Here is a 19891-nt window from a genome sequence, read left to right on the forward strand (position 1 = left end):
TGTAAATAGGTAACATGACGATATTTAGCCATAAAACGCTTTCCCGAATCAGCCACGAAGGCTGTTTTTGTTAATAGATTGTAAAAAAGGGGATATCGACACTGATTATGCCCGCCTAAATAATACGCGGAAAGGAGACGGTGCCGCAGGCTCCGCCTCCCTTTTTCTCTAGCTATCCAGCTTTAGTACGGACATAAACGCCTCCTGCGGAACCTCCACGCTCCCAAGCTGGCGCATCCGTTTCTTTCCTTCCTTCTGTTTTTCCAGAAGCTTCCGTTTCCGGGTGATGTCTCCGCCGTAGCATTTTGCCAAAACGTCCTTGCGCATCGCCTTGACGGTTTCCCGGGCAATAATCTTCCCGCCGACAGCAGCCTGGATCGGCACCTCAAACAACTGCCGCGGAATATTCTCCTTGAGCTTCTCCGCGATCTTCCGACCGCGGCTGTAAGCCTTGTCCCGGTGGACAATAAAGCTCAGCGCGTCCACAATATCGCCGTTCAAAAGGATATCCAGCTTGACAAGCTGGCTCGGCAGATAGCCGTTCATCACATAGTCAAAGGAGGCATATCCCTTTGTTCTGGATTTCAGCGCGTCAAAAAAATCATACACAATTTCATTGAGCGGAAGCTCGTAATGCATCTCTACCCGGGTTTCCTCCAGGTATTTCATATCCTTGAAGATCCCCCGCCGCTCCTGGCAGAGCTCCATAATGTTTCCGACAAACTCAACCGGCGTTAAAATGTCCGCCTTGACCATAGGTTCCCTCGCCTCTGCAATGGCAGCTACATCAGGATAGTTGCTTGGGTTATCAATATAGATGATCTCGCCGGAGGTTAACAGGATTTCATAGATAACCGACGGCGCTGTGGTGACAAGATCAAGGTTAAACTCCCGCTCCAGGCGTTCCTGCATAATTTCCATATGGAGCAGCCCTAAAAATCCGCATCGGAACCCAAAGCCCAGCGCCTTGGAGGTTTCCGGTTCAAAGGTCAGAGAGGCGTCATTGAGCTGCAGCTTTTCCAACGCTTCCCGCAAATCGCCGTATTTCGCGCCGTCCGCCGGATAAATCCCGGAAAACACCATTGGATTAACCTTGCGGTATCCAGGCAGCGCTTCCGCCGCCGGATGCTCGGCTAAGGTGACCGTATCGCCGACATTTGTATCACCGATATTTTTGATGCTCGCGGCAATATACCCAACCTCGCCGGCGGAAAGCTGCCCGCATGGGATCATGCTCCGCGCGCCGATATACCCCAGTTCAACAACAGAAAATTCTGCGCCGGTTGCCATCATCCGGATGGTATCTCCAACCTTGACAGTCCCTTCCTTCACCCGGATGTATACAATAACCCCTTTATAGGAATCATAATAGGAATCGAAGATCAAAGCCTGCAAGGGAGCTTTCTCGTCACCCTTGGGCGCCGGGATATCTGTGACGATCCGTTCCAGCACCTCTTCGATATTCTGCCCGATCTTTGCGGAAACTCTAGGGGCATCCATAGCGGGAATCCCAATGACGTCCTCAATTTCGTGACACACACGTTCCGGGTCGGCCGACGGGAGGTCGATCTTATTGACGACCGGCACTACCTCCAAGTCGTGCTCCAAGGCAAGATAGGTGTTTGCCAAAGTTTGCGCTTCAATTCCCTGGGAAGCGTCTACCACCAGCAAAGCCCCCTCGCACGCGGCCAATGAGCGGGAAACCTCATAGTTAAAGTCAACATGTCCCGGTGTGTCAATCAGGTTAAACTCATATTCTTCTCCATTCTGAGACTGGTAATTAACTTTTACAGCACGGGCCTTGATTGTAATCCCGCGTTCCCGTTCTATATCCATATCGTCCAGAAGCTGTTCTTCCATATCCCGCTGCGCAACAGTGCTGGTCTTTTCCAGAATCCGGTCAGCCAACGTACTCTTGCCATGGTCAATGTGAGCAATGATACAAAAGTTGCGGATATTTTCCTTCTTCAACTGAGCTACCAAACCTTTCTTCTTTCATTATATATATAGCATCTTTATAATTTCTCCTACATCATATCATATCGCGCAATGATTCGCAATCCATTTTTTCTGCAAAAAATGCAGTGTTCATCGTCTTTTTAGACGATTGCCCAAAAACGATTTTTGTTTCAGCAGCAAATCTGTGCATTCTTATATTTCTTCCCGGAAAAGAAAAAAAATGTTGACTTTTCAGGGCGGGATTGATATAATAATAAAGCACTCGATTAAAGGGCATGCCTTTGTCAGTGCTTTATATAGATGATCCACTAGCTCAGTTGGCAGAGCATTTGACTTTTAATCAAAGGGTCCGGAGTTCGAATCTCCGGTGGATCACCATAAAACCCCGCTATCAAACGATAGCGGGGTTTTTGCATATGAAAAAATTTTTATAAAAAAGCTTTTATGTTCTTGGGCGGGTTCATTCAGGGGTTTCTTCAACAGAGAAGAAATCAAATGCTGCTGCGCGCCGGGCAGCAAACATGCCCAGATAGTTCCGCCAAAATGGTAATATCGCGAAATATACATCCCTAATATAATACAGAACAGAGACCTGCGGAACAAATTCAGCAGGTCTCTGTTGGGTTATTTTCTTCTATCTATCCACCCAATATCTGCGGAAAAAATTTTGCGATATATCCCTGAATAAAAACAACCAGAATGATCGCCGGCAGGATATAGGTGACATATATCCTCGCCCAGCCCGGGAACTGAAGTCCAAGCCCAGTATTTGCCTCCGCCCGGAAACTCTTCCAACCCCAGCCATACCGGCTGGTGCAGAACATCAGATAAACCAGGGAACCCAGCGGCAGGATATTGTTGCTCACCAGGAAATCCTCCAGATCCATAATATTGCTACCTGCGCCCAACGGCTGGAACCCGCTCCACAGATTAAAGCCCAGTACACATGGGACAGATAAAATCAGCAGGGAAACTCCGCTTATCAAAACTGCCTTTTTTCTGCTCCAGCCCTTTTCGTCCATCCACCACGCGATGATATTCTCAAACACGGCAATTACCGTAGACAAGGCCGCAAACAGCAGGAAAACAAAAAACAAGGTTCCCCAGATCCTTCCGCCGGGAATAGAGGAGAACACGTTTGGCAGGGTGATAAAGATTAAATCCGGGCCGCTCCCCGGGTTTACGCCAAAGGTAAAGCAGGCCGGGAAGATGATCAGTCCAGCCATTAACGCGACGCCGGTATCCAATAGCGTCACACGGACAGCCTCCCCGGTCAGGGAACGTTCCTTTCCGATATAGCTACCGAAAATAGCAATCGATCCCATTCCAATACTTAATGTGAAGAACGCCTGTCCCATTGCATCGAAAATAGCGTTAAAAATCCCGTATTCCGTCAGTTTTTGAAAATCCGGGAGAAGGTAAAAGCTTAAGCCCTCGCCTGCGCCGGACAGCGTGCAGGAATGGATCGCCAGCACCGCCATAATAGCCAGCAGGCAGAGCATCATCACCTTTGTAATCTTCTCCACTCCGTTTTTCAGCCCAAAGGAGCATACGGCAAGGCACCCGATCACAACAACAGCCATTGCAGCCATCATAACAGAGGGCTGCTGCTTCATCTCCTGGAACACACGGGTCACCTGCTCTGAGCCAAGCCCGATAAATTCTCCGCTCAGCATCTTTCCGCAGTAGAGCAGCATCCAGCCTCCGATGGTCGTATAAAACATCATCAGCAGATAGTTACCGATCAGCGCGGTATATTTATGCAAATGCCATTTGCTTCCCTTTGGCTCCAGCTCATCAAAGGAGCGCGCTACGCTTTGCTGACTCGCCCGTCCGACAGCAAATTCCATTACCATAATAGGAAGTCCCAATATGACTAAAAATACCAAATACAGTAGGACAAATGCCGCCCCGCCGTACTTTCCCGTAATAAATGGAAACCGCCATACGTTTCCGAGTCCGATTGCACAGCCGGCGGAAATGAGAAGAAATCCCAGCCGGGAAGAAAATTTTTCACGCTGCAAAGTGTCGTCCTCCTTTTTGTCGTAGATGTGTTCCTTTTCTCCTTTAGCTTCTTCCGTATGATATGAGATTATTCTATCAGGTTTCATCCGTTTATACAAGTCTCTAAAAAATCCGGTTACCGAAAGCCGGCCGGATTTCCCTGTTTCTGCCCACAAGCTCCCAAAGCAAAAAAGAGAGGCGGAAACCTCTCTTTTTTGCTCCTGCTTTGACGATCAGGAGTGTTCTTTTTTCTCTCTGAAAATCCGGTGCAGCCACTCCAGAATACGGCTGCCTTTTTTCTTGGGCGGAGGAACAGGCGCCTGCGCATCGGTCTGCCGCTTTTTCTCAGCGCGTTCATATGCTTCCAGGCAAAGCTGTTCCTGCGCGTTCCAAGGAGATTTCCCATCCTGATAATAGGTGTATATTCCTTTGCTGTTTTGCTTTCTCGCCTTTACATTATCCCTGAGCAGAACATCCAGAATGTGAAGCACCTCTTTTTGAATATCCGGATCATAAACCGGCGCAGCTACCTCAACCCGCCGTTCCGTATTTCTAGTCATGAAGTCGGCGGATGAAAGATAGATTCTCTGCCGGTCATGGAAACCGAATACAAAAATCCGTGAATGCTCCAAAAAACGCCCGACAATGCTGTAAATTTGGATATTATCTGTCCGGCCTGCCACACCCGGCTTCAGGCAGCAGATTCCCCTGACCAGCATTTTTATATGTACGCCTGTGCGGGACGCTTCAATCAGCTTATCGATCAGCACCTTATCAGTCACAGAATTCATTTTCAGGATAATCTGCGCCGGTTCCCCGGCCTGGGCAAAAGCAATTTCCTGGTCGATCAGCCCAATAATTCTCGGCTTAAAGCAAAGCGGCGCAACCAGCAGATGAGAGGAGGATTCTACCACACTGCCCATAAACAGGCTGTTAAATACTACAGAGGCATCCGTTCCGACGGCGGGATTCGCCGTCATCAGAGACAGGTCGGTATAAAGCCGGGCAGTTTTTTCATTGTAATTTCCGGTTCCGATCTGCGTGATATATTCGATTTTGTTTCCTATTTTCCGGGTGATCAGCAGAAGCTTGGAATGCACCTTGTAGCCAGGCAGGCCATAAATCACATGGCATCCGGCTTCCTCCAGCCGCTTTGACCAGTCGATATTGTTTTCCTCATCAAACCGCGCGCGCAGCTCCACTACCACGCTGACTTCTTTCCCGTTTTCCGCCGCCGTCATCAAAGCGTGTACAACCTTGGAGTCCTTTGCTACACGGTAAAGGGTGATTTTGATGGAAACCACATCCGGATCGCCAGCCGCTTCGTTCAGCAGATCAATGAACGGCTTTATGGACTGATACGGATAATGGAACAGGATATCATGCCGTTTGATCTGGGCAATCATCGATTCCCGCTCGTTAATCTGATCGGAAACCTGCGGCGCAACCGGACGGTACAGCAAGGATTCGCTGTTTGGCAGCTTCCCTTCCAGCGCATAGACAAAGGACAAGTCAAGCGGGCACCGATCTACATAAACCTGCGCCTCCTTTAAGGAGAAATGCCCGCAGAAATATGCAACCATTTCCGCGCTTACCTCATTAGACAGCTCCAGCCGCACAGGCGCCAGCTTCCGGCGCTTTTTCAAGAGCTCCTCCATCGCGTCCCGATAATCAAAATCAACATCCACCATCTCGTCTTCTACATCAATATCAGCATTACGAGTGATGCGGAACACGACCTTTTCCAGCACATCATGTCTGTTAAAAATTTTCTCGGCAAAATAGCAGATCAAATCCTCCGCCAGGACAAACCGGATCTTTCCTTCTCTTCCCGGAAGGAAAACAACCCGCGAGAAGTGTCCCTCCGCAGAGATGATCCCCAGCCGGACAGCTCCGCTTTTGGACGCGATCCGCACGCCGACATAGATTCCCTTGTTTTTTAAGAAGGGGAACGGCTGGCGCTTGTCAACAATTTGGGGAGAGGTCAGCGGCATAATTTCTTTCTCAAAATAGACTTTCAGATATGCAAAATCCTGATCGGACAGGTTCTTAAAGGAAACCTGCTCCAGCCCCTGTGCTGAAAGCTTTTCTATCAGCTTGGAATATGCCTTTACCTTCCTGGGCAGCAGCGACCGCACCTGCTTATAGATGGCCTGTAGCTGCTCTGTCGCGGTCATCTGGGTTTTGGAATCCAGCACCTTCTCCTTGAGCAGAGTCTGATCATACAGGCTCCCTACTCTGACCATAAAAAACTCGTCGAGGTTGCTCTGGAAAATCGCAACAAACTTCAGCCTCTCATACAGCGGTACGCGCTGATCCTCCGATTCCTCCAGGACACGCTCGTTAAACTGAATCCAACTCAATTCGCGATTGGTATATAGTGTTTCTATGCCTTCTTTTCCTGCCATACCATTCGTGCCTTTCTGTATCTGTTTTTTTGTCCCAATCTGTTAAAACCGGGCCTGACCCTTGCCCGGAAGTACATACGCCAAAAGATACCCCTCACGCACACTTGATTCGGTAAACCGCATCTGATCCACTCCAAAGAAGCCGGCTACGGTGTTCAGGCAGATCATGCCCGGCAGGATGGAGTTCAATCGTTCCGGGGTAATCCGTTCAATTTCTTTTTGTGCGTGTTCCGGCGATTCCAAAAACCGTTCTGTCATGCCACTGAGCTCCTCCGCCTGAAAGACTGTTTTTCCCAACAGCCCGGTGATCAGCCGGATGGTTCCGCCCATCAGATAGAGCGGCGCCGGAGTACCGGCGGTCAGCTTTCCTTCCTTCAGCTTCTCTTTCACATATCCGGCGATTGCCTCTGCCTCCTGCTTGGTTGGCAGAGGCCCTTCGACAAAATCGCGGTAAAGCTTCAGCGATCCGATTGGATAGCTCTGATAGCCTGCGAGCCGGTTATCCTCAGACCGGAAAAGCTGCATGCTCCCTCCGCCCATATCGCCGCCGAAAAAGTCGCTGCTTTTGGAAGCATACTGCATGGCGAAAAAATTACATCTTGCTTCCTCTTCTCCTGAAACCGGAGAAATAGTAATACTATTTGTTTTTTTAATATTTTGTATTACGTTCTGTATATTATCAATATATCGGAGAGACGCTGTAGAAAAACACAGCAGCGTGCCATTCTCCGCCTTACAGTTATATTCCCGGGCGATCTCTTGATATTCTGTAATAATCTCCCGGATTCGACCAACGCCTTCGTCTGACAGTTGACCAGCCTGAATATACCGTACAACATATCCATACCGGGATTCATACCGGATGCAGGTAAATCCTTCCTCGTCCAGCCGGTAGACCGCTAGTTTTATCGTATTCGATCCCAAGTCAATCAATGCCTGATTCATCATGATATCCCTTGCTTTCCTGTGGAATTGCAGCTTTTAAGCCCCCTCCGTATTTTCCGGTTTCTCATCCTGGCTGTCATCAGCTTCCGGAGTCTCCCCTTCTTTTTCAGGCTTATGCTGATCCATCCGTACAAAGGTACCGTCCTGCGGATCAATGTAGTCAAGCTCCTGATAGGCTTCTGTCTTTTTTGGAAAGTGCTTCTCATCCAACCGTTTTTCCACCATGCTGCGGATAAAGGTATAGATGACCGCAAAAGTCGGAACCCCAATCAGCATCCCGACAAATCCAAACAGTCCGCCGCCGATCAGGATTGCAAAGATAACCCAGAAGCTGGAAAGTCCGGTGGAATCTCCAAGGATCTTCGGCCCAAGGATATTCCCGTCAAACTGCTGCAGAATTAAAATAAAGATCACAAAATACAGGCAGGTTTTCGGATCGACCAGAAGGATCAGAAAAGCGCTGGGGATCGCCCCGATAAACGGCCCAAAAAACGGGATGATATTTGTTACACCAACGATTACGCTGATCAGCAGCGCATACGGCCAGTTGAACAGGTTCATTACAATGAAGCACAGCAACCCGATAATCAGAGAATCCAAAAGCTTCCCGGTGATAAAACCGCCAAAGGTTTTATGTGTTTTTCGGGTAGCCCCTATGAGCGTATTGGCATGAGCCGGCTTCAAAACCGCATAGCAAAGCCGCTTTGCCTGCGCAGAAAAAAGATCCTTGCTCACCATTACATAAACGGAGATGATAATGCCAATCAGAATATTTTTAACTGCATTGATCGCGCCGAAAACCCCGCTGGTCAGCCCTTTCACCAGCTCGTTCATCTGCGGCAGAAGATCATTTTTCAGCCAGTTTTGGACATACTCCGAGACGCTCTCAAAAATACTCTCCACATTTTTCAGCAGATCCGGATTATCCTCCAATAGCTGTGACATCCAGGCCTGCATATTACTGACATAGGTCGGCAGGCTTTCAAAGAGGTTGGTCACGCTGGTGAGAATTTGCGGGATAATCATGCTGAATAAAGCAATGACAAAGAACAGCGCGAGCAGAAGAGTGAGGAAAATGCTTCCCATCCTTGCAAATTTTTTGAGCCGGACGCGGTTTACCGATTGATGCCGCATTTCCTTAAGCTTCATCACGCCGGCCACAATGCTTCGTTCAATATAGTTCATGACCGGGATTAGGAGATAGGCAAAGCAAAGCCCATAGATGATCGGCATCAGTACATCGATAATCACAGAAAGAATCCTTCCGACCGAATCCATTCGGAACAGGATCAGAAAGAAGCTGATGCTGGCAATAATGACGAGAAACGCTGTGATTCCCCAATGCAGATATTTTTTGTCCCAACGATATTTCACAGTTTTATTACCGCCCAAATCCGCTTCCCATGGGCGTTCTCCTTTCTATTCACCTACTTATTTTAAGTATACAACAAAAAGAGTGTGCAGACAACCATATCTGCACACTCTTAACCATTATTTTACGGATTTTTTACGGATTTGGAAGGATCAACTCCGTTACGGTTTCCTGCCCTTTGACATATACGGTACAGGATTCGTCATTATATTCATGCTGGTTGTAGCAATCCTCCAGAATCGACTGAATTTTCTCCGGATCGGTAAATGTATTTGCCTGCAGAGAAGCATATTCCTGTGTCATCATACTGTCATAATCCTCGGCCAGGGTAATGCCGCTGGTCCAGTTTTTCGTGAAGAGATGAAGCGCATTATCAACATTCCCGTAAAGGCAGACTGATAGGAAGCTGCTGCTTCCGTTTTCGTCCGCTTCCGGCGTCAGCAAAGCGACCTCCTGCACCATCGAGAAATCAGGCTCCATAAGCTCAGCCGTCCCGACTGATTCCAGATAGGCGATTGTATTGCGGTAGCCGCCCTTCACCAGAACTGACATCTGCTCGTTCACCATGTTCTCTTCATCATTCGCCGCGTCATTGTCCCAAAGCTGAATCCATCCATACTCCTTTTCAGCAGGCGTGAGGATATCCTCCAGCGTTTCTTCGAGAATATCCTGCTGCAGTACCTGCTGCAGGGTATCCATATCGATCTGGTCTAACGGGATTTCCGTCAGGCGGGTACGGTATGGATCGGACACCTTCACAACGTCATACCGGCTTAAATTCTCCTGGAAAATGATATGATGCTGCTGTACAAAATTATCATCCTCATTCAGCAGGGCAATCGCCTGCGCCATCGCCTGGGTCTTGAGGGGATAATTCCTGGAAACAGTCCAGCCGTTTTTCATGTGGTATTTGATCAGGACGGAATCATAGCCCCATTCCTCCCCGGCAGCCTCCATTGACTCCCTTTTCAGCGCTTCTTCCTGGAACGCATAAACATGGTCAATGATCTGCGCATCGTCAAAGGCCAGCTCTTCCTCCTCTTCGGGATCGAAGAGGATATAGTCTCCCTCCGCCCCAATAATGCCTGTATAGGACACGCTGACAGCTTCAATTTTATCGCGGTCCGGAAGTCTCATATACCAGCCGAAGGCATTCGTCGATAAAAACACACAGAAGGTGATCCCCAGCGCAACGCATACCGCACAGAGCGGCCAGCTTTTCAGCATTGCGCGCGCCGACTGGAGGGTAATAAGCTGATAGATTACAAATATGAGAATCATCGATGCAAAGAACCAGATATAGACAAATACGGGATTCTGCGAGAACCATCCGCTCGTGAACAGACACATGACCAGCAGGGAGCCAATCAAAATTGCTGACAGGCAGGCAATCACATTCAGCGCTTTGGAAGCGCCTTTGATTCCAGCCCGTTCATTTTTCCGCCGCCGCATACAGAAAACTGCCAGCAGTGTAATTCCTGTGCAGAGCAGAAGCCAGATGCCAATGGAAAGCAGATGCGGCTGTACCACAACCCAAAACGCGGGCGCCTGGCCCTCAGCCTGCCGGATGGTAAGCAGATAGTCTGTGATGCCGCCCCCAACCAAGCCGCAGCCAGAATAGTATGCCGCATAATAGGGCAGAAGCAATCCCCGGATCACTTCCTGCATCTCTCCGCCCGCATAGCCATAAATGCTGTCTGCGAAAATCTGCATCCCAAGACTGTAGATAATGACCGGAGCAAAAATCAGTGTTACCGGGTAAATAATATTTTCCAGCACTGTACCGGAAATTGTAGATACCAGAACAGTGAGACAGTAAGGGATCATCACCAGTACAAAGCTGTCCAGCAATACGACCAGCAGCTCATACAATAAATATTGGTGATAGCCGGCAATCAGGATATTCGCCAGGAAAATCAGTAAATAGGATATTATCAGCGGCAGGTATAGAATCACGACACCCGCCGTCATCTTTGCCCGTAAAAACGTTCCCCTTCGAATCGGCAGCGCGCCGTAAACATCCATTGCCCTGCGGCTGCTGAGATAGGCAAACTGTAAAAGTCCCAGAATGAACGCCATTACCGGCAAAACAGTCACCGCACCCAATCCAATCCCAAAGCTGTAGTGCTGCCGTTGAACCGCGGCAATCCCCGTTGGGCCGTCTGCGCCGCCGATTGCGGCTGTGCTGCTATCCGAATCATAGGTTTCCGCTACTGCTTTTGCAACTGCAGTGTTTTCCGAGACTGAAGAAAAATTCTGGTCGATCAGGTTGGTGAGGCACGGCATAATCAGGAAGAAAACTGCCACCAGGCAGAACGCCACGATAAACGGCACGTTCCGCCGGGTTTCCTGGCGGAAAGAATGCCGGAACACATTTGTAACCTTTGGGGAACTTCCCTTAAAGGACGAGGTTGTTAAAATCATATCCGGCTTCCTCCATTTCCTGAATAAATACTTCCTCCAAGGTCAAAGGAAGCGATTCTAAAAACAGCGGGTTAAACGATGCAAGATAGTCTTCAAGCTCTTCCCTGTTCCCCCTTGCCGTAAGGGTAATCAGATTCCCTCGACTTGAAAACTTCAGAATTTGCAAATCCCGGAATTCATCCCTGGCGGGTGCCTTGTGGAAGCCGCAATGGAACCTGCAAAGTCCCAGGCGCAGAGTGTCAAGATCCCGATCAAGCAGCAGTCTGCCCTTATGCAGCAGCCCGATATGATCGCAAAGATCCTCAAGCTCCCTCAGGTTGTGGGAGGAGATGATCACCGTCGCCTCATGTTCCGCTACATAGTTGACCAAAAGCCGGCGCACCGCGCTCCGGATTACCGGGTCAAGCCCATCAAACGCCTCGTCGAGCAGCAAAATTTTCGGCCGGCAGGAAAGCGCCAAAATAATCCCGGCCTGCCGCTGCATTCCCTTGGAAAAAGTAACGATCTTCTTCCCTGTATCCAGTGGGAAAATCCGGCATAAATCCTGGTATATCTCATAGCTGAAGCGGTTATAGTAACCGGAAAAGAATTTCGCCATCATGTCCATCGTAGACTGCGGCAGAAAATACAGCTCATCAGACAGATAAAAAATATCGTTTTTGAGCATTGTATTTTCAAACACCGGTTCATCATCCACACAGACGGCGCCCTGATCCGCACGGTAAATCCCGGCGATCAGCCGCAGCATGGTCGATTTTCCAGAGCCATTCGGACCAACCAGTCCATAAATCGTTTCATTCTCTATTTCACAGCCCAAGCCGTTTAGGGCGGTATATGTACCAAAGCGTTTTACAACTTCCGTCATCTGTATCATTTTTAACCCATCCTTTCGGATTTAAAATTTCTCAGGCGCCTCTCCCATGTTTTTCCTTTGCAAAAACATGCTCCGCCAATTGCTTCACATCCTCGCAGGTGATGGAGTATACAACGTTCTTTTCAATGACTCTTTCAATCTCTTCAAGCGCCTGCTTTTTAAATACCTCCGTCTGCGAGGCCATTGCGCTGACAAAGGAGCCCTTTCCTGCGACGGAATTGATTACACCTTCCCGTTCCAATGCGGAAAATGCCTTCTGTATCGTATTATGGTTAATGCCCAGCTCCCTTGCCAGACACCGTACCGCCGGGAGTTGGTCGCCGCTTTTCCATTCCCCGACCGCAATCAGCTCTTTGACCTTTTCGCATATCTGTTCATAAATCGGTTTCCGGCTTCGAAAATCCAACTCGATCAAAAGATAACCCTCTCCCGTTTATCATTAACATAAAAATAAGTGTACTATTTATAATAGTACACTTAAAATTATATGCTCTTTAAAATGTAAAGTCAACCGGGTTTCCAGGTGTTCATAATTTGTTTACTATCCCTTTCACTGCATCCCTTATATCCTGCCAAAGCCGCTCAAGTCCAGACAAATCAACCGGGATGATATCCCTGAGCTCCAGCTCTGTCCCAGTGACAGGAGTCATCTGCTGCAGATACAGATAGATAAAAGCGGCTGCGAATACGACAATCAACAGTGTAAGCGAGACGGCAAACCACCATCTGCGGTGCCTCATTTCCATCCTCCTGCTTCCTCACGCGAAAACATGCTCCGCGCGCATCCTTCTTTTGTTTTACATCATTTTAAGAGCTTGATGAGGGAGTCCCCCACCAGCCCGATTGCATTTTTTGCTTCCTCCAGTGTGTTCCCGTGGCTTCCCACCTCGATCAGCAGCCCTCCGGTTGAAAGATCCTGGTTATAGTGCCGGTTGCAGAACAGGATCGGACGGGTCAGTGTCGGATATTCCTGTTCCATCATATTCTGAAGCTGGCAGGCAAAGGTTAGGTTCTTTTTGTAATTGGGAACGCTCTTTGTCTTGGTTCCTGCGCAGGAAATGATCATCACCTGCGCTGTGGATTTCCCGTTGATGGTTGTTGCCGGAGCGGTAATCGTATCGCTTCCAATCGCATCCCGATGTACGTCCAGCACAACCTTGATGGACGGATACTTTTTCAGGGTTTTTTCAATCATTACGCGGGAACGGTCATACGCGCCAGTATAAGAGGCGTCATAGTGCTCCCTGTCATGAATCACCCCGATCCCGGCATCGGTCAGCTTCTTTTCCAGCACATCCCCAACCGCTGTCATATTCTTGCTGTCATCTGTACTTCTGCTTTTCCAGGATTTATCAAACCAGTCAAGCTGAAAGGGCATGTAGCTTTCGGTGGCATGGGTGTGGTAGATCAGCACCTGCGGCTCATCTGTATCCTCCAGCGAAAAGGGCAGGTCGGATTCTGCAAGTTTTTTCACCTCGCTGTAGCTCAGCGAGGTTTGATTCCTCACATAGCCGTGATCCAGCTTGACATAGGCGCTGGAATTTCCGCCGCTGTAGGTCTTGCGGATGATTTTTCCCGCGTCGTCCGGTTTGTCGGGAACCTTTTCCTCCTTTTGCGAGGCGGAGGAGGTTTCTTCTTCATCTTCGGTATCTGACGACACCGCATCGGTCATCAGGCCTGCGTCATCATTAATCGGAAAACCATCTATCAACGTTTTGCTGACAGTCGTATCCTCTCCGGAAACGTCCGAAATACTGCCGGGCCCGCTCCAAAATGAAACGCCGGCCGACAGTGCTGTCAGGCCGGACAACTTGTCTGCGGCCATCGGCGCTGTAAGCAAAACCACCCCAGCTCCGGCCAGGCTCAGCAAAATTCGCCCCAAAGGCGCCTTTCGCCGCTTCTTTTGTTTCACATTCTGTTCCTCCCGACTTTTTAGACTTCAATATCCTATTTTTATGTCGGGACCGAAAGGATTATGCTGTCAGCGCCGCAATCTCTTCCAGGGAAAGACCGGGCTGGAAGGTTCGGTTGAGCGCGTAAGCGATTGTTTTTGCCGCATGCTCTATGAGTGTGTCGATTTCACGGGGCGTGACCATCATGCTTTTCTCCGCCTGGCCTTTCTCCTGCGCCCCCTGGCAGATGGTGTTCAGGTCTACCACTGTCGGCACGCCGATGGAAAGTACCGGCACGCCGAGCGTTGCCTTGCTGAGCTCCTTCCGTTTGTTGAGCACTCCGGAGCCCGGAGAAATACCGGTATCCGAAACCTGGATCGTGGTGCCGAGCCGTGTAAGTCTCCCGGCTGCCAGCGCGTCTACCGCAACAACCAAGTCCGGCTTGGTTTGTTCGCATAAAGCAGTGATGATTTCGGCGCTCTCCATCCCGGTCTGCCCCAGCACACCCGGTGCGAGCGCGCTGACCGGAGCAAGCTCAGGCAGGCCGATCTGTTTTGCCAGCTCTCCGCTGATATGCCGGGTAGTAAGCATATAGCGGACTGCCAATGGCCCTAGAGCATCCGGCGTAATCTGAGAATTGCCCAGCCCTACAACGAGATAGGAATTCCCGGCTTCAGGCAGGAACGGCCTTAGCTGTTCCGCCACAGTTTCCACCTGTGCTTCAAAATTTGGAGCGGCGGCTTCAAATCCGTCTGTTTCAATTGTCACATAATGTCCAACCGGTTTTCCGATCCTGTTCGCCGCCTCTTCCTCCTTTATCTCCACTGCGGTAATCGTCATGCCGTTTTCGTTTTTCTCATTGGTAATGATACCCTGTGGAAGCGTTTCTCCGGCAAAATCAATACATTCAATCGCCAAATCCGTTCTGATGCTCATATAAATCCTCCAAACTGAAATTTTTTCGGCAAAAACACTTGCATTCTTGCAAAAAAGATGATAAGATATTAGTTGCTGTCATAGTCTAAACGTGTCTCAATTAGATTATGGAAAAGATTCAAAACTATTTTGTGTAAAAACAAGGGTTTTATGTTAAGGAGGTGCCTGTAATGCCGAATATTAAATCCGCAAAGAAAAGAGTTCTCGTAAACAAAACCAAAGCTGCTAGAAATAAAGCGTTAAAATCCAACCTGAAAACGGTTGTGAAATCTGCAAATGCCGCGATTGATACCAACGCTGAAAATAGAGCGGAGGCTGTTACCGCTGCGATCAAACGCATCGACCAGGCTTGCGCAAAAGGTTTAATGCACAAAAACACTGCTGCGAGAAAAAAATCCCAGCTTGCTGTGAAATTGAACAAAACAAACGCATAAGAAATTAAAGGCAGACCGAAAAGCTTCCTCTCACCCAACAGCTTTTGTGGTCTGTTTTTTTCTGCCCTTTTTCCTTAAATATTTTGTAAATTTCCCCTCATTTTGTTGACACGCTTTCAAAAGTCGACTATATTATAGATAAAGGATTTAAGAAAAGAGGCTTCAGCTATGGAAGATAAAATGATTTTTTCTGAAACAACCACATCTTCTGAAAAAAAAACATATCCTGTCAAAAAGAAGAAAACAAATGCTTTTTCTATCGTATCTCTGGTGCTGGGAATGGTGACGCTGGTTGTAGCCGCGCTTTATCTGGTTTACCGCTTCCTGAGCGACCGCGCCTATCACGAAAAATGGAAGGATTACGACGATTGCGGTCTGGCTTAATCACCCGCTTTGACAAAACGAAAAAGGGCAGTGCAGCCTTATTTGGCTGCACTGCCCTTTTTATTTCTCTTTCTACCGGATAAAGTTTGTCCATTGTCTTTTTTCCAGTTGCGGATGCTCCAGGCCGTTTTCCTTGCCCAGCTCTATCAGCTTGAGCATCCAGGCCATATTTCTGCCCAGCGTGCGCATGATCTGCATCCCTTCCATATCCTGGCGCACCTCCTCCGGCGTATTCCCATGCACCATATTCCAGTACTGGGATGACACCACAGGCATATTATTGATAGCCGGGTATTTCATAAGCTGTTCCAGCGCCGCCGTAGAACCCGCCCTGCGGCAGCTCGCAATACAGGCCGCCGGCTTAAAGGCAAATGTTTTGGAGGAGGCGTAAAACGCCCGGTCAAGCAGCGAGGTGATCGACCCACAAGCCGCCGCATAGTGAACTGGTGTTCCAAACACATAGCCGTCGCACTCCGCAGCCTTCCTAATCAGCTCGTTTACCCCATCGTCGTCTCCGTAAACACACAGGTTCTCCCGTTTTTTATGGCACATCTCGCATCCAGTACAGCCTCGAAGAACGCGGTTCCCGATCTGGAACCATTCTGTTTCAATTCCTTCCGCGTGGAGCTGTATTTCAATCTCCTGAAGCGCGGTTGCCGTACATCCCTTTTTTCGGGTACTGCCGTTTACCAATAAAACTTTCATTTCCTCAGCATCCTTTCTCCTGCCTTTGCAGGTTTGAATCCCCGCCTTTTTTTCATGTTTTTATTTGTCGTTTGTCAAGTCCCCGTTTCCGCTGACCGGAATCGCTTCGCCCAGATAGGTCGGCTCAGGCTGGATTACTGCGCTGAAAAAGTCCTTTGACCGCGCCAGCGCCTCCCGAACGTCCATCTTCCACCTGCCATAATAAGCGCGGTCGTCCGCCGCTACGCCATAGGCGTCCAAACCGAGCGCCTTCGCCAGATAGACAGAACGTGCCAGATGGTATTCCTGGGAAACAATTACAATCTTTTCCGCCCGGAAAATATCGCGCGCGCGGTACATGCTCTCGTAGGTTGAGAAGCCCGCATGATCCATAAAGACATTTTCAGACGGAATGCCCCGGTCAATCGCATAATTTTTCATTGCATTCACTTCATCATAGTTTGTCCGCCCATGGTCTCCGCTCATCAGCAGCTTTTGGGAAGCTCCGGCTTCATAAAGGTCAATCCCTCTGTTCAGACGGTCAGACAATACCGGGCTCGGCATCCCGCTTTCGCTGACTCCGCACCCCAGCACCAGGATGCAGTCGGCGTCCAAGCCGGCCGCTTCCTCTGCTGTCAGAATCCGACCTTTCACAGAAGAGATCATATAAAGGTTCGTTCCCGCAACCAGCAAAATACCGGCGGCAATCACAGAGAAAAAGAGAATCATTCCCCTGCGGAACCATTTTTTATGAAAGACGGTTTTTTTCTTTTCCATCTGTATGACGCACCTTTCTGGTGAAATTACAACCGTTTAAAAGAAGGGGCCTCCAAACGGGTTCCCCTGTTCTAGTTCCAATATAGCACAAATCCATTCCTTCTGCAACGAAAGTTGCAGAAGAGGGGCGAAACTTTTCCTTTCCTCATAGAATGAAATGAATCGTTGTGCCGCCGCTGCTGTAAAGCATCAAACGGCAGGAGGCAGAATCCAACCATCTCAAAGCAGAAGAAAGGAAGCCTTTGTTCGGCAAAGGCCTGGTATTGAAATGAGAAATTTAATCAGAAATTCCCGATGGTATACTGACCAAAGCGGGAAAACCAGCTATTTCGAAAATAACGGCCCAGCGGCCGACGTATTTTCGATGCAGGGTTACCGCACGCGCAGTTTAACGCTCACCGCCGGAGATACAGGAACTGTGGTTGACCGGTATGAGCCTATGCTTCCGGTAAAGGGACAGAGGGCGATCCGCTGGGGCTACCGTATCCGGGCAATTGAATCACAAAGCGTCATCCTGGGCGCGCAGTTTTACGATGCTTCCGGCAGCCTGCTTCATACCCTGAAGCATCCAATCGGCAATTATATCACCGCCCAATTCCAGCCAATCCTGATACGGTTTCCGGTTCCGCCCAAGGCAGAAACAGTCCGGCTGTTTCTGGAGCTTTCCGGAAAGATTACAGCCTGCACCTACTACGCTCCCACCGCCTTTTTCTGTAAATAGAGACACAGCCTGCCGGAAATCGGCAGGCTGTGTCTCTATTTTTTTTAGATCGTTTCAATCCGAGATTCTTATTTTTTCCCTTTTTCCAGCACAGCTTCAAAAACGCCGTGGTTACTGCCGCGCTCAATCAATGTGTTGCCGGTTTTATCGCACCAAGCTTCCATATCCGATCCGAATGCCGGATCGCTGGCACTGATATGAAGCCGTTCGCCGTCCCGCAGCTTTCGCATTCCTTCTTCCACCTTGCAGATCGGAGCCGGGCACTGCAGCCCGCGCGCATCTACTTCTAAGGAAATCCCATCCGCCCGGCACTTCTGGGATGCTTTCGGCCCGATCCTGCCGAGATCCAGGTTGAGCAGGCTGTAGGTTTTATAGCCGCCGCTGAGATTATAGGCCTGATAGCCATGCTGCAGCAGGATTCTGGCTGCTACATTTCCGCGAAGTCCCACCCGGCAGGTAAGGTAAACCGGTTTTTGAGGATCGAGCTCATTCAGCCGGCCGCGCAGGTCATCCAGCGGAATATTGATTGAATCCGGAAGCGTACCCATCTTGATTTCCGGCGGTGTGCTGACATCCAGAACGGTCACCCGCTCCCGGTCAAGCTTCGGTACGTCCTCCGCATAGAATACCGGCATATCTCCTTTCAGGATATTTGCGGCGGTAAATCCCAGGAGATTGACCGGACTTTTCGCGGAGTTGAAGGGCGGCGCATAACAAAGCTCCAGTTCCTCCAGATCGTATACGGTACCATGAAATTTCATCGCGGTCGCAATGACATCGATCTGTTTTTCCACCCCGTCCACGCCGACCGCCTGCGCGCCAAGGATCACTCCCTGCGGGTCAAACAGCATTTTCAGGCTGATCTGCTTTGCGCCCGGATAATATCCCGCATGGGAATTCGGATGGACATAGGTCTTATGATAAGCTGTTCCCTCCCGGAGCAGTTGCTTCTCGTTCATCCCGACGCTGGCGGCTACATAGTCAAACACCCGGACGACCGAGCTCCCGTATACCTGTTTGCCATTGCTGCTGTTTTTGCCCAACAAATTACCCGCAACGCTCCGTCCCTGACGGTTCGCTGGTCCAGCCAATGGAATTAAAGCTTCTTTTCCGCTAACGCCATTGATAATGCTGATCGCGTCTCCAACCGCATAGATATTCTGATCAGAGGTGCGGAAATTCTCATCGGTCAGGATGCTCCCGCCTACAGAAAGAGCAAGGCCCGCCTCCTTTGCAAGACCGCTTTCAGGGCTCACGCCCAGCGCCAGGACAACCATGTCTGCCGGGAGCTTTGTACCGTCAGACAATCTAACGGTAAGTCCTGTTTCTGATTGTTCCAATTTCTCTACACCGGTATTTAACTTCAGAGATATCCCCTTTTCAAGCATTTCCCGGTGCAGAATATTTGCCATCTCAAGATCAAGCGGCGGAAGAATCTGGTTGGCCAGCTCCACCAATGTGACCTTCAGGCCGCGGCGGCTGAGGTTTTCCGCCATTTCCACGCCGATAAATCCGCCGCCTACAACAACCGCGGAGGAGGATTTATTTTTTTCGAGGTAATCATCTATCGCCAGCGTGTTGTTAACTGTACGGACAGAGAAAATTCCCGGAAGGTCCGCCCCCTCGGCTGGCAGCCGTTTTGGCGCGGCGCCGGGTGCAAGCACCAGCTTATCATAGCTCTCCTGATAGGTTTCACCCGTCACGTGGTTTTTTACTGTAATTATTTTTTCAGCACGATGGATCGCGACGACCTCGCTCATCGTCCGTACGTCAATTCGAAAACGGCTTTCAAGCAGCTCCGGTTTTGTCACCAGAAGTGCTTCCTTTTTCGTAATTTCCTTCCCAATATAATACGGAAGCCCACAGTTCGCATAGGAGATGTATTCTCCCCGTTCAAACAGAATGATTTGCGCTTCCTCATCTAGCCTGCGCAGCCTGGTCGCTGCACCCGCGCCTCCCGCAACGCCGCCGACAATACACACCTTCATCTTCCGACACCGATCCTTTCTCTCATTAAATTTTCTGTCTGAATTTATCTTACCCTTTTTTACTATTATTTTCTGTGACTTCATTACAA

Annotated in this window: 17 protein-coding genes and 1 tRNA gene; 4 read left to right on the forward strand and 14 right to left on the reverse strand. The window is 49.4% G+C overall.

Annotation, left to right across the window (positions count from 1 at the left end; all coding sequences use genetic code 11):
- Positions 1-168: 168 nt before the first annotated feature.
- Entirely contained in the window at positions 169-1971 is a 1803-nt protein-coding gene (gene lepA / locus CZ360_RS02850) for a translation elongation factor 4 (protein WP_143530125.1), read from the reverse strand.
- Between the two features lie 290 nt (positions 1972-2261).
- Here lepA and CZ360_RS02860 point away from each other — a divergent pair.
- Positions 2262-2337: transfer RNA gene (locus CZ360_RS02860), tRNA-Lys, on the forward strand.
- Positions 2338-2597: 260 nt separating this feature from the next.
- Here CZ360_RS02860 and CZ360_RS02870 read toward each other — a convergent pair.
- The 10 genes from CZ360_RS02870 to gpr form a co-directional block, all read right to left on the reverse strand.
- Positions 2598-3983, reverse strand: coding sequence for a sodium-dependent transporter (locus tag CZ360_RS02870; protein ID WP_077532911.1), 1386 nt, complete (start codon positions 3981-3983; stop codon positions 2598-2600).
- A 213-nt stretch (positions 3984-4196) separates the two neighbouring features.
- Positions 4197-6371, reverse strand: coding sequence for a polyphosphate kinase 1 (gene ppk1 / locus CZ360_RS02875; protein WP_077532673.1), 2175 nt, complete (start codon positions 6369-6371; stop codon positions 4197-4199).
- A gap of 42 nt (positions 6372-6413) precedes the next feature.
- Positions 6414-7319: a Ppx/GppA phosphatase family protein gene (locus CZ360_RS02880; protein WP_077532674.1), complete on the reverse strand. Its 906-nt coding sequence runs from the start codon at positions 7317-7319 to the stop codon at positions 6414-6416.
- 33 nt (positions 7320-7352) lie between these two features.
- A complete protein-coding gene (locus CZ360_RS02885; protein ID WP_229407970.1) occupies positions 7353-8690 on the reverse strand; it encodes an AI-2E family transporter in 1338 nt (445 codons plus the stop codon).
- A gap of 133 nt (positions 8691-8823) precedes the next feature.
- A complete protein-coding gene (locus CZ360_RS02890) occupies positions 8824-11112 on the reverse strand; it encodes an ABC-2 transporter permease (RefSeq protein ID WP_077532675.1) in 2289 nt (762 codons plus the stop codon).
- Positions 11087-11986: an ABC transporter ATP-binding protein gene (locus CZ360_RS02895; protein ID WP_077532676.1), complete on the reverse strand. Its 900-nt coding sequence runs from the start codon at positions 11984-11986 to the stop codon at positions 11087-11089. The genes CZ360_RS02890 and CZ360_RS02895 overlap by 26 nt, the downstream gene beginning before the upstream one ends.
- A 31-nt stretch (positions 11987-12017) precedes the next feature.
- Positions 12018-12401 carry a GntR family transcriptional regulator gene (locus CZ360_RS02900; protein WP_077532677.1) on the reverse strand — a complete coding sequence of 128 codons (384 nt, stop codon included), beginning with the start codon at positions 12399-12401 and terminating at the stop codon, positions 12018-12020.
- Between the two features lie 112 nt (positions 12402-12513).
- Entirely contained in the window at positions 12514-12726 is a 213-nt protein-coding gene (locus tag CZ360_RS02905) for a hypothetical protein (RefSeq protein ID WP_143530126.1), read from the reverse strand.
- 62 nt (positions 12727-12788) lie between these two features.
- Positions 12789-13898 carry a stage II sporulation protein P gene (gene spoIIP, locus CZ360_RS02910; protein ID WP_077532679.1) on the reverse strand — a complete coding sequence of 370 codons (1110 nt, stop codon included), beginning with the start codon at positions 13896-13898 and terminating at the stop codon, positions 12789-12791.
- 61 nt (positions 13899-13959) lie between these two features.
- Entirely contained in the window at positions 13960-14814 is an 855-nt protein-coding gene (gene gpr / locus CZ360_RS02915) for a GPR endopeptidase (RefSeq protein ID WP_077532680.1), read from the reverse strand.
- Between the two features lie 170 nt (positions 14815-14984).
- Here gpr and rpsT point away from each other — a divergent pair, with 170 nt between their 5' ends.
- Together rpsT and CZ360_RS02925 are read left to right on the forward strand one after the other, a co-directional pair.
- A complete protein-coding gene (gene rpsT, locus CZ360_RS02920) occupies positions 14985-15248 on the forward strand; it encodes a 30S ribosomal protein S20 (protein WP_077532681.1) in 264 nt (87 codons plus the stop codon).
- 168 nt (positions 15249-15416) lie between these two features.
- Positions 15417-15632 (forward strand): hypothetical protein, encoded by a 216-nt coding sequence (locus tag CZ360_RS02925; protein WP_077532682.1) that lies wholly within the window; start codon positions 15417-15419, stop codon positions 15630-15632.
- 72 nt (positions 15633-15704) lie between these two features.
- Here the strand turns inward: CZ360_RS02925 and CZ360_RS02930 are convergent, their stop codons facing one another.
- Positions 15705-16337 carry a flavodoxin family protein gene (locus CZ360_RS02930; protein WP_077532683.1) on the reverse strand — a complete coding sequence of 211 codons (633 nt, stop codon included), beginning with the start codon at positions 16335-16337 and terminating at the stop codon, positions 15705-15707.
- A gap of 60 nt (positions 16338-16397) precedes the next feature.
- Entirely contained in the window at positions 16398-17093 is a 696-nt protein-coding gene (locus tag CZ360_RS02935; RefSeq protein ID WP_077532684.1) for a SanA/YdcF family protein, read from the reverse strand.
- Positions 17094-17361: 268 nt separating this feature from the next.
- Here CZ360_RS02935 and CZ360_RS02940 point away from each other — a divergent pair, with 268 nt between their 5' ends.
- Positions 17362-17814: a hypothetical protein gene (locus tag CZ360_RS02940; protein WP_077532685.1), complete on the forward strand. Its 453-nt coding sequence runs from the start codon at positions 17362-17364 to the stop codon at positions 17812-17814.
- A gap of 68 nt (positions 17815-17882) precedes the next feature.
- On the opposite strand, the gene CZ360_RS02945 is transcribed toward CZ360_RS02940, so the two are convergent.
- Entirely contained in the window at positions 17883-19802 is a 1920-nt protein-coding gene (locus tag CZ360_RS02945; protein ID WP_159438083.1) for an FAD-dependent oxidoreductase, read from the reverse strand.
- Positions 19803-19891: the final 89 nt, after the last annotated feature.

The organism is Massiliimalia massiliensis (assembly GCF_900155615.1).
GTDB classification, from domain to species: domain Bacteria; phylum Bacillota; class Clostridia; order Oscillospirales; family Ruminococcaceae; genus Massiliimalia; species Massiliimalia massiliensis.

Coding starts and splice junctions, on each gene's coding strand:
- ppk1 (WP_077532673.1), bottom strand. CDS start 6,371: ATGGCAGGAAAAGAAGGCATAGAAACACTATATACCAATCGCGAATTG.
- CZ360_RS02880 (WP_077532674.1), bottom strand. CDS start 7,319: ATGATGAATCAGGCATTGATTGACTTGGGATCGAATACGATAAAACTA.
- CZ360_RS02890 (WP_077532675.1), bottom strand. CDS start 11,112: ATGATTTTAACAACCTCGTCCTTTAAGGGAAGTTCCCCAAAGGTTACA.
- CZ360_RS02895 (WP_077532676.1), bottom strand. CDS start 11,986: ATGATACAGATGACGGAAGTTGTAAAACGCTTTGGTACATATACCGCC.
- CZ360_RS02905 (WP_143530126.1), bottom strand. CDS start 12,726: ATGAGGCACCGCAGATGGTGGTTTGCCGTCTCGCTTACACTGTTGATT.
- gpr (WP_077532680.1), bottom strand. CDS start 14,814: ATGAGCATCAGAACGGATTTGGCGATTGAATGTATTGATTTTGCCGGA.
- rpsT (WP_077532681.1), top strand. CDS start 14,985: ATGCCGAATATTAAATCCGCAAAGAAAAGAGTTCTCGTAAACAAAACC.
- CZ360_RS02925 (WP_077532682.1), top strand. CDS start 15,417: ATGGAAGATAAAATGATTTTTTCTGAAACAACCACATCTTCTGAAAAA.
- CZ360_RS02930 (WP_077532683.1), bottom strand. CDS start 16,337: ATGAAAGTTTTATTGGTAAACGGCAGTACCCGAAAAAAGGGATGTACG.
- CZ360_RS02935 (WP_077532684.1), bottom strand. CDS start 17,093: ATGGAAAAGAAAAAAACCGTCTTTCATAAAAAATGGTTCCGCAGGGGA.
- CZ360_RS02940 (WP_077532685.1), top strand. CDS start 17,362: ATGAGAAATTTAATCAGAAATTCCCGATGGTATACTGACCAAAGCGGG.
- CZ360_RS02945 (WP_159438083.1), bottom strand. CDS start 19,802: ATGAAGGTGTGTATTGTCGGCGGCGTTGCGGGAGGCGCGGGTGCAGCG.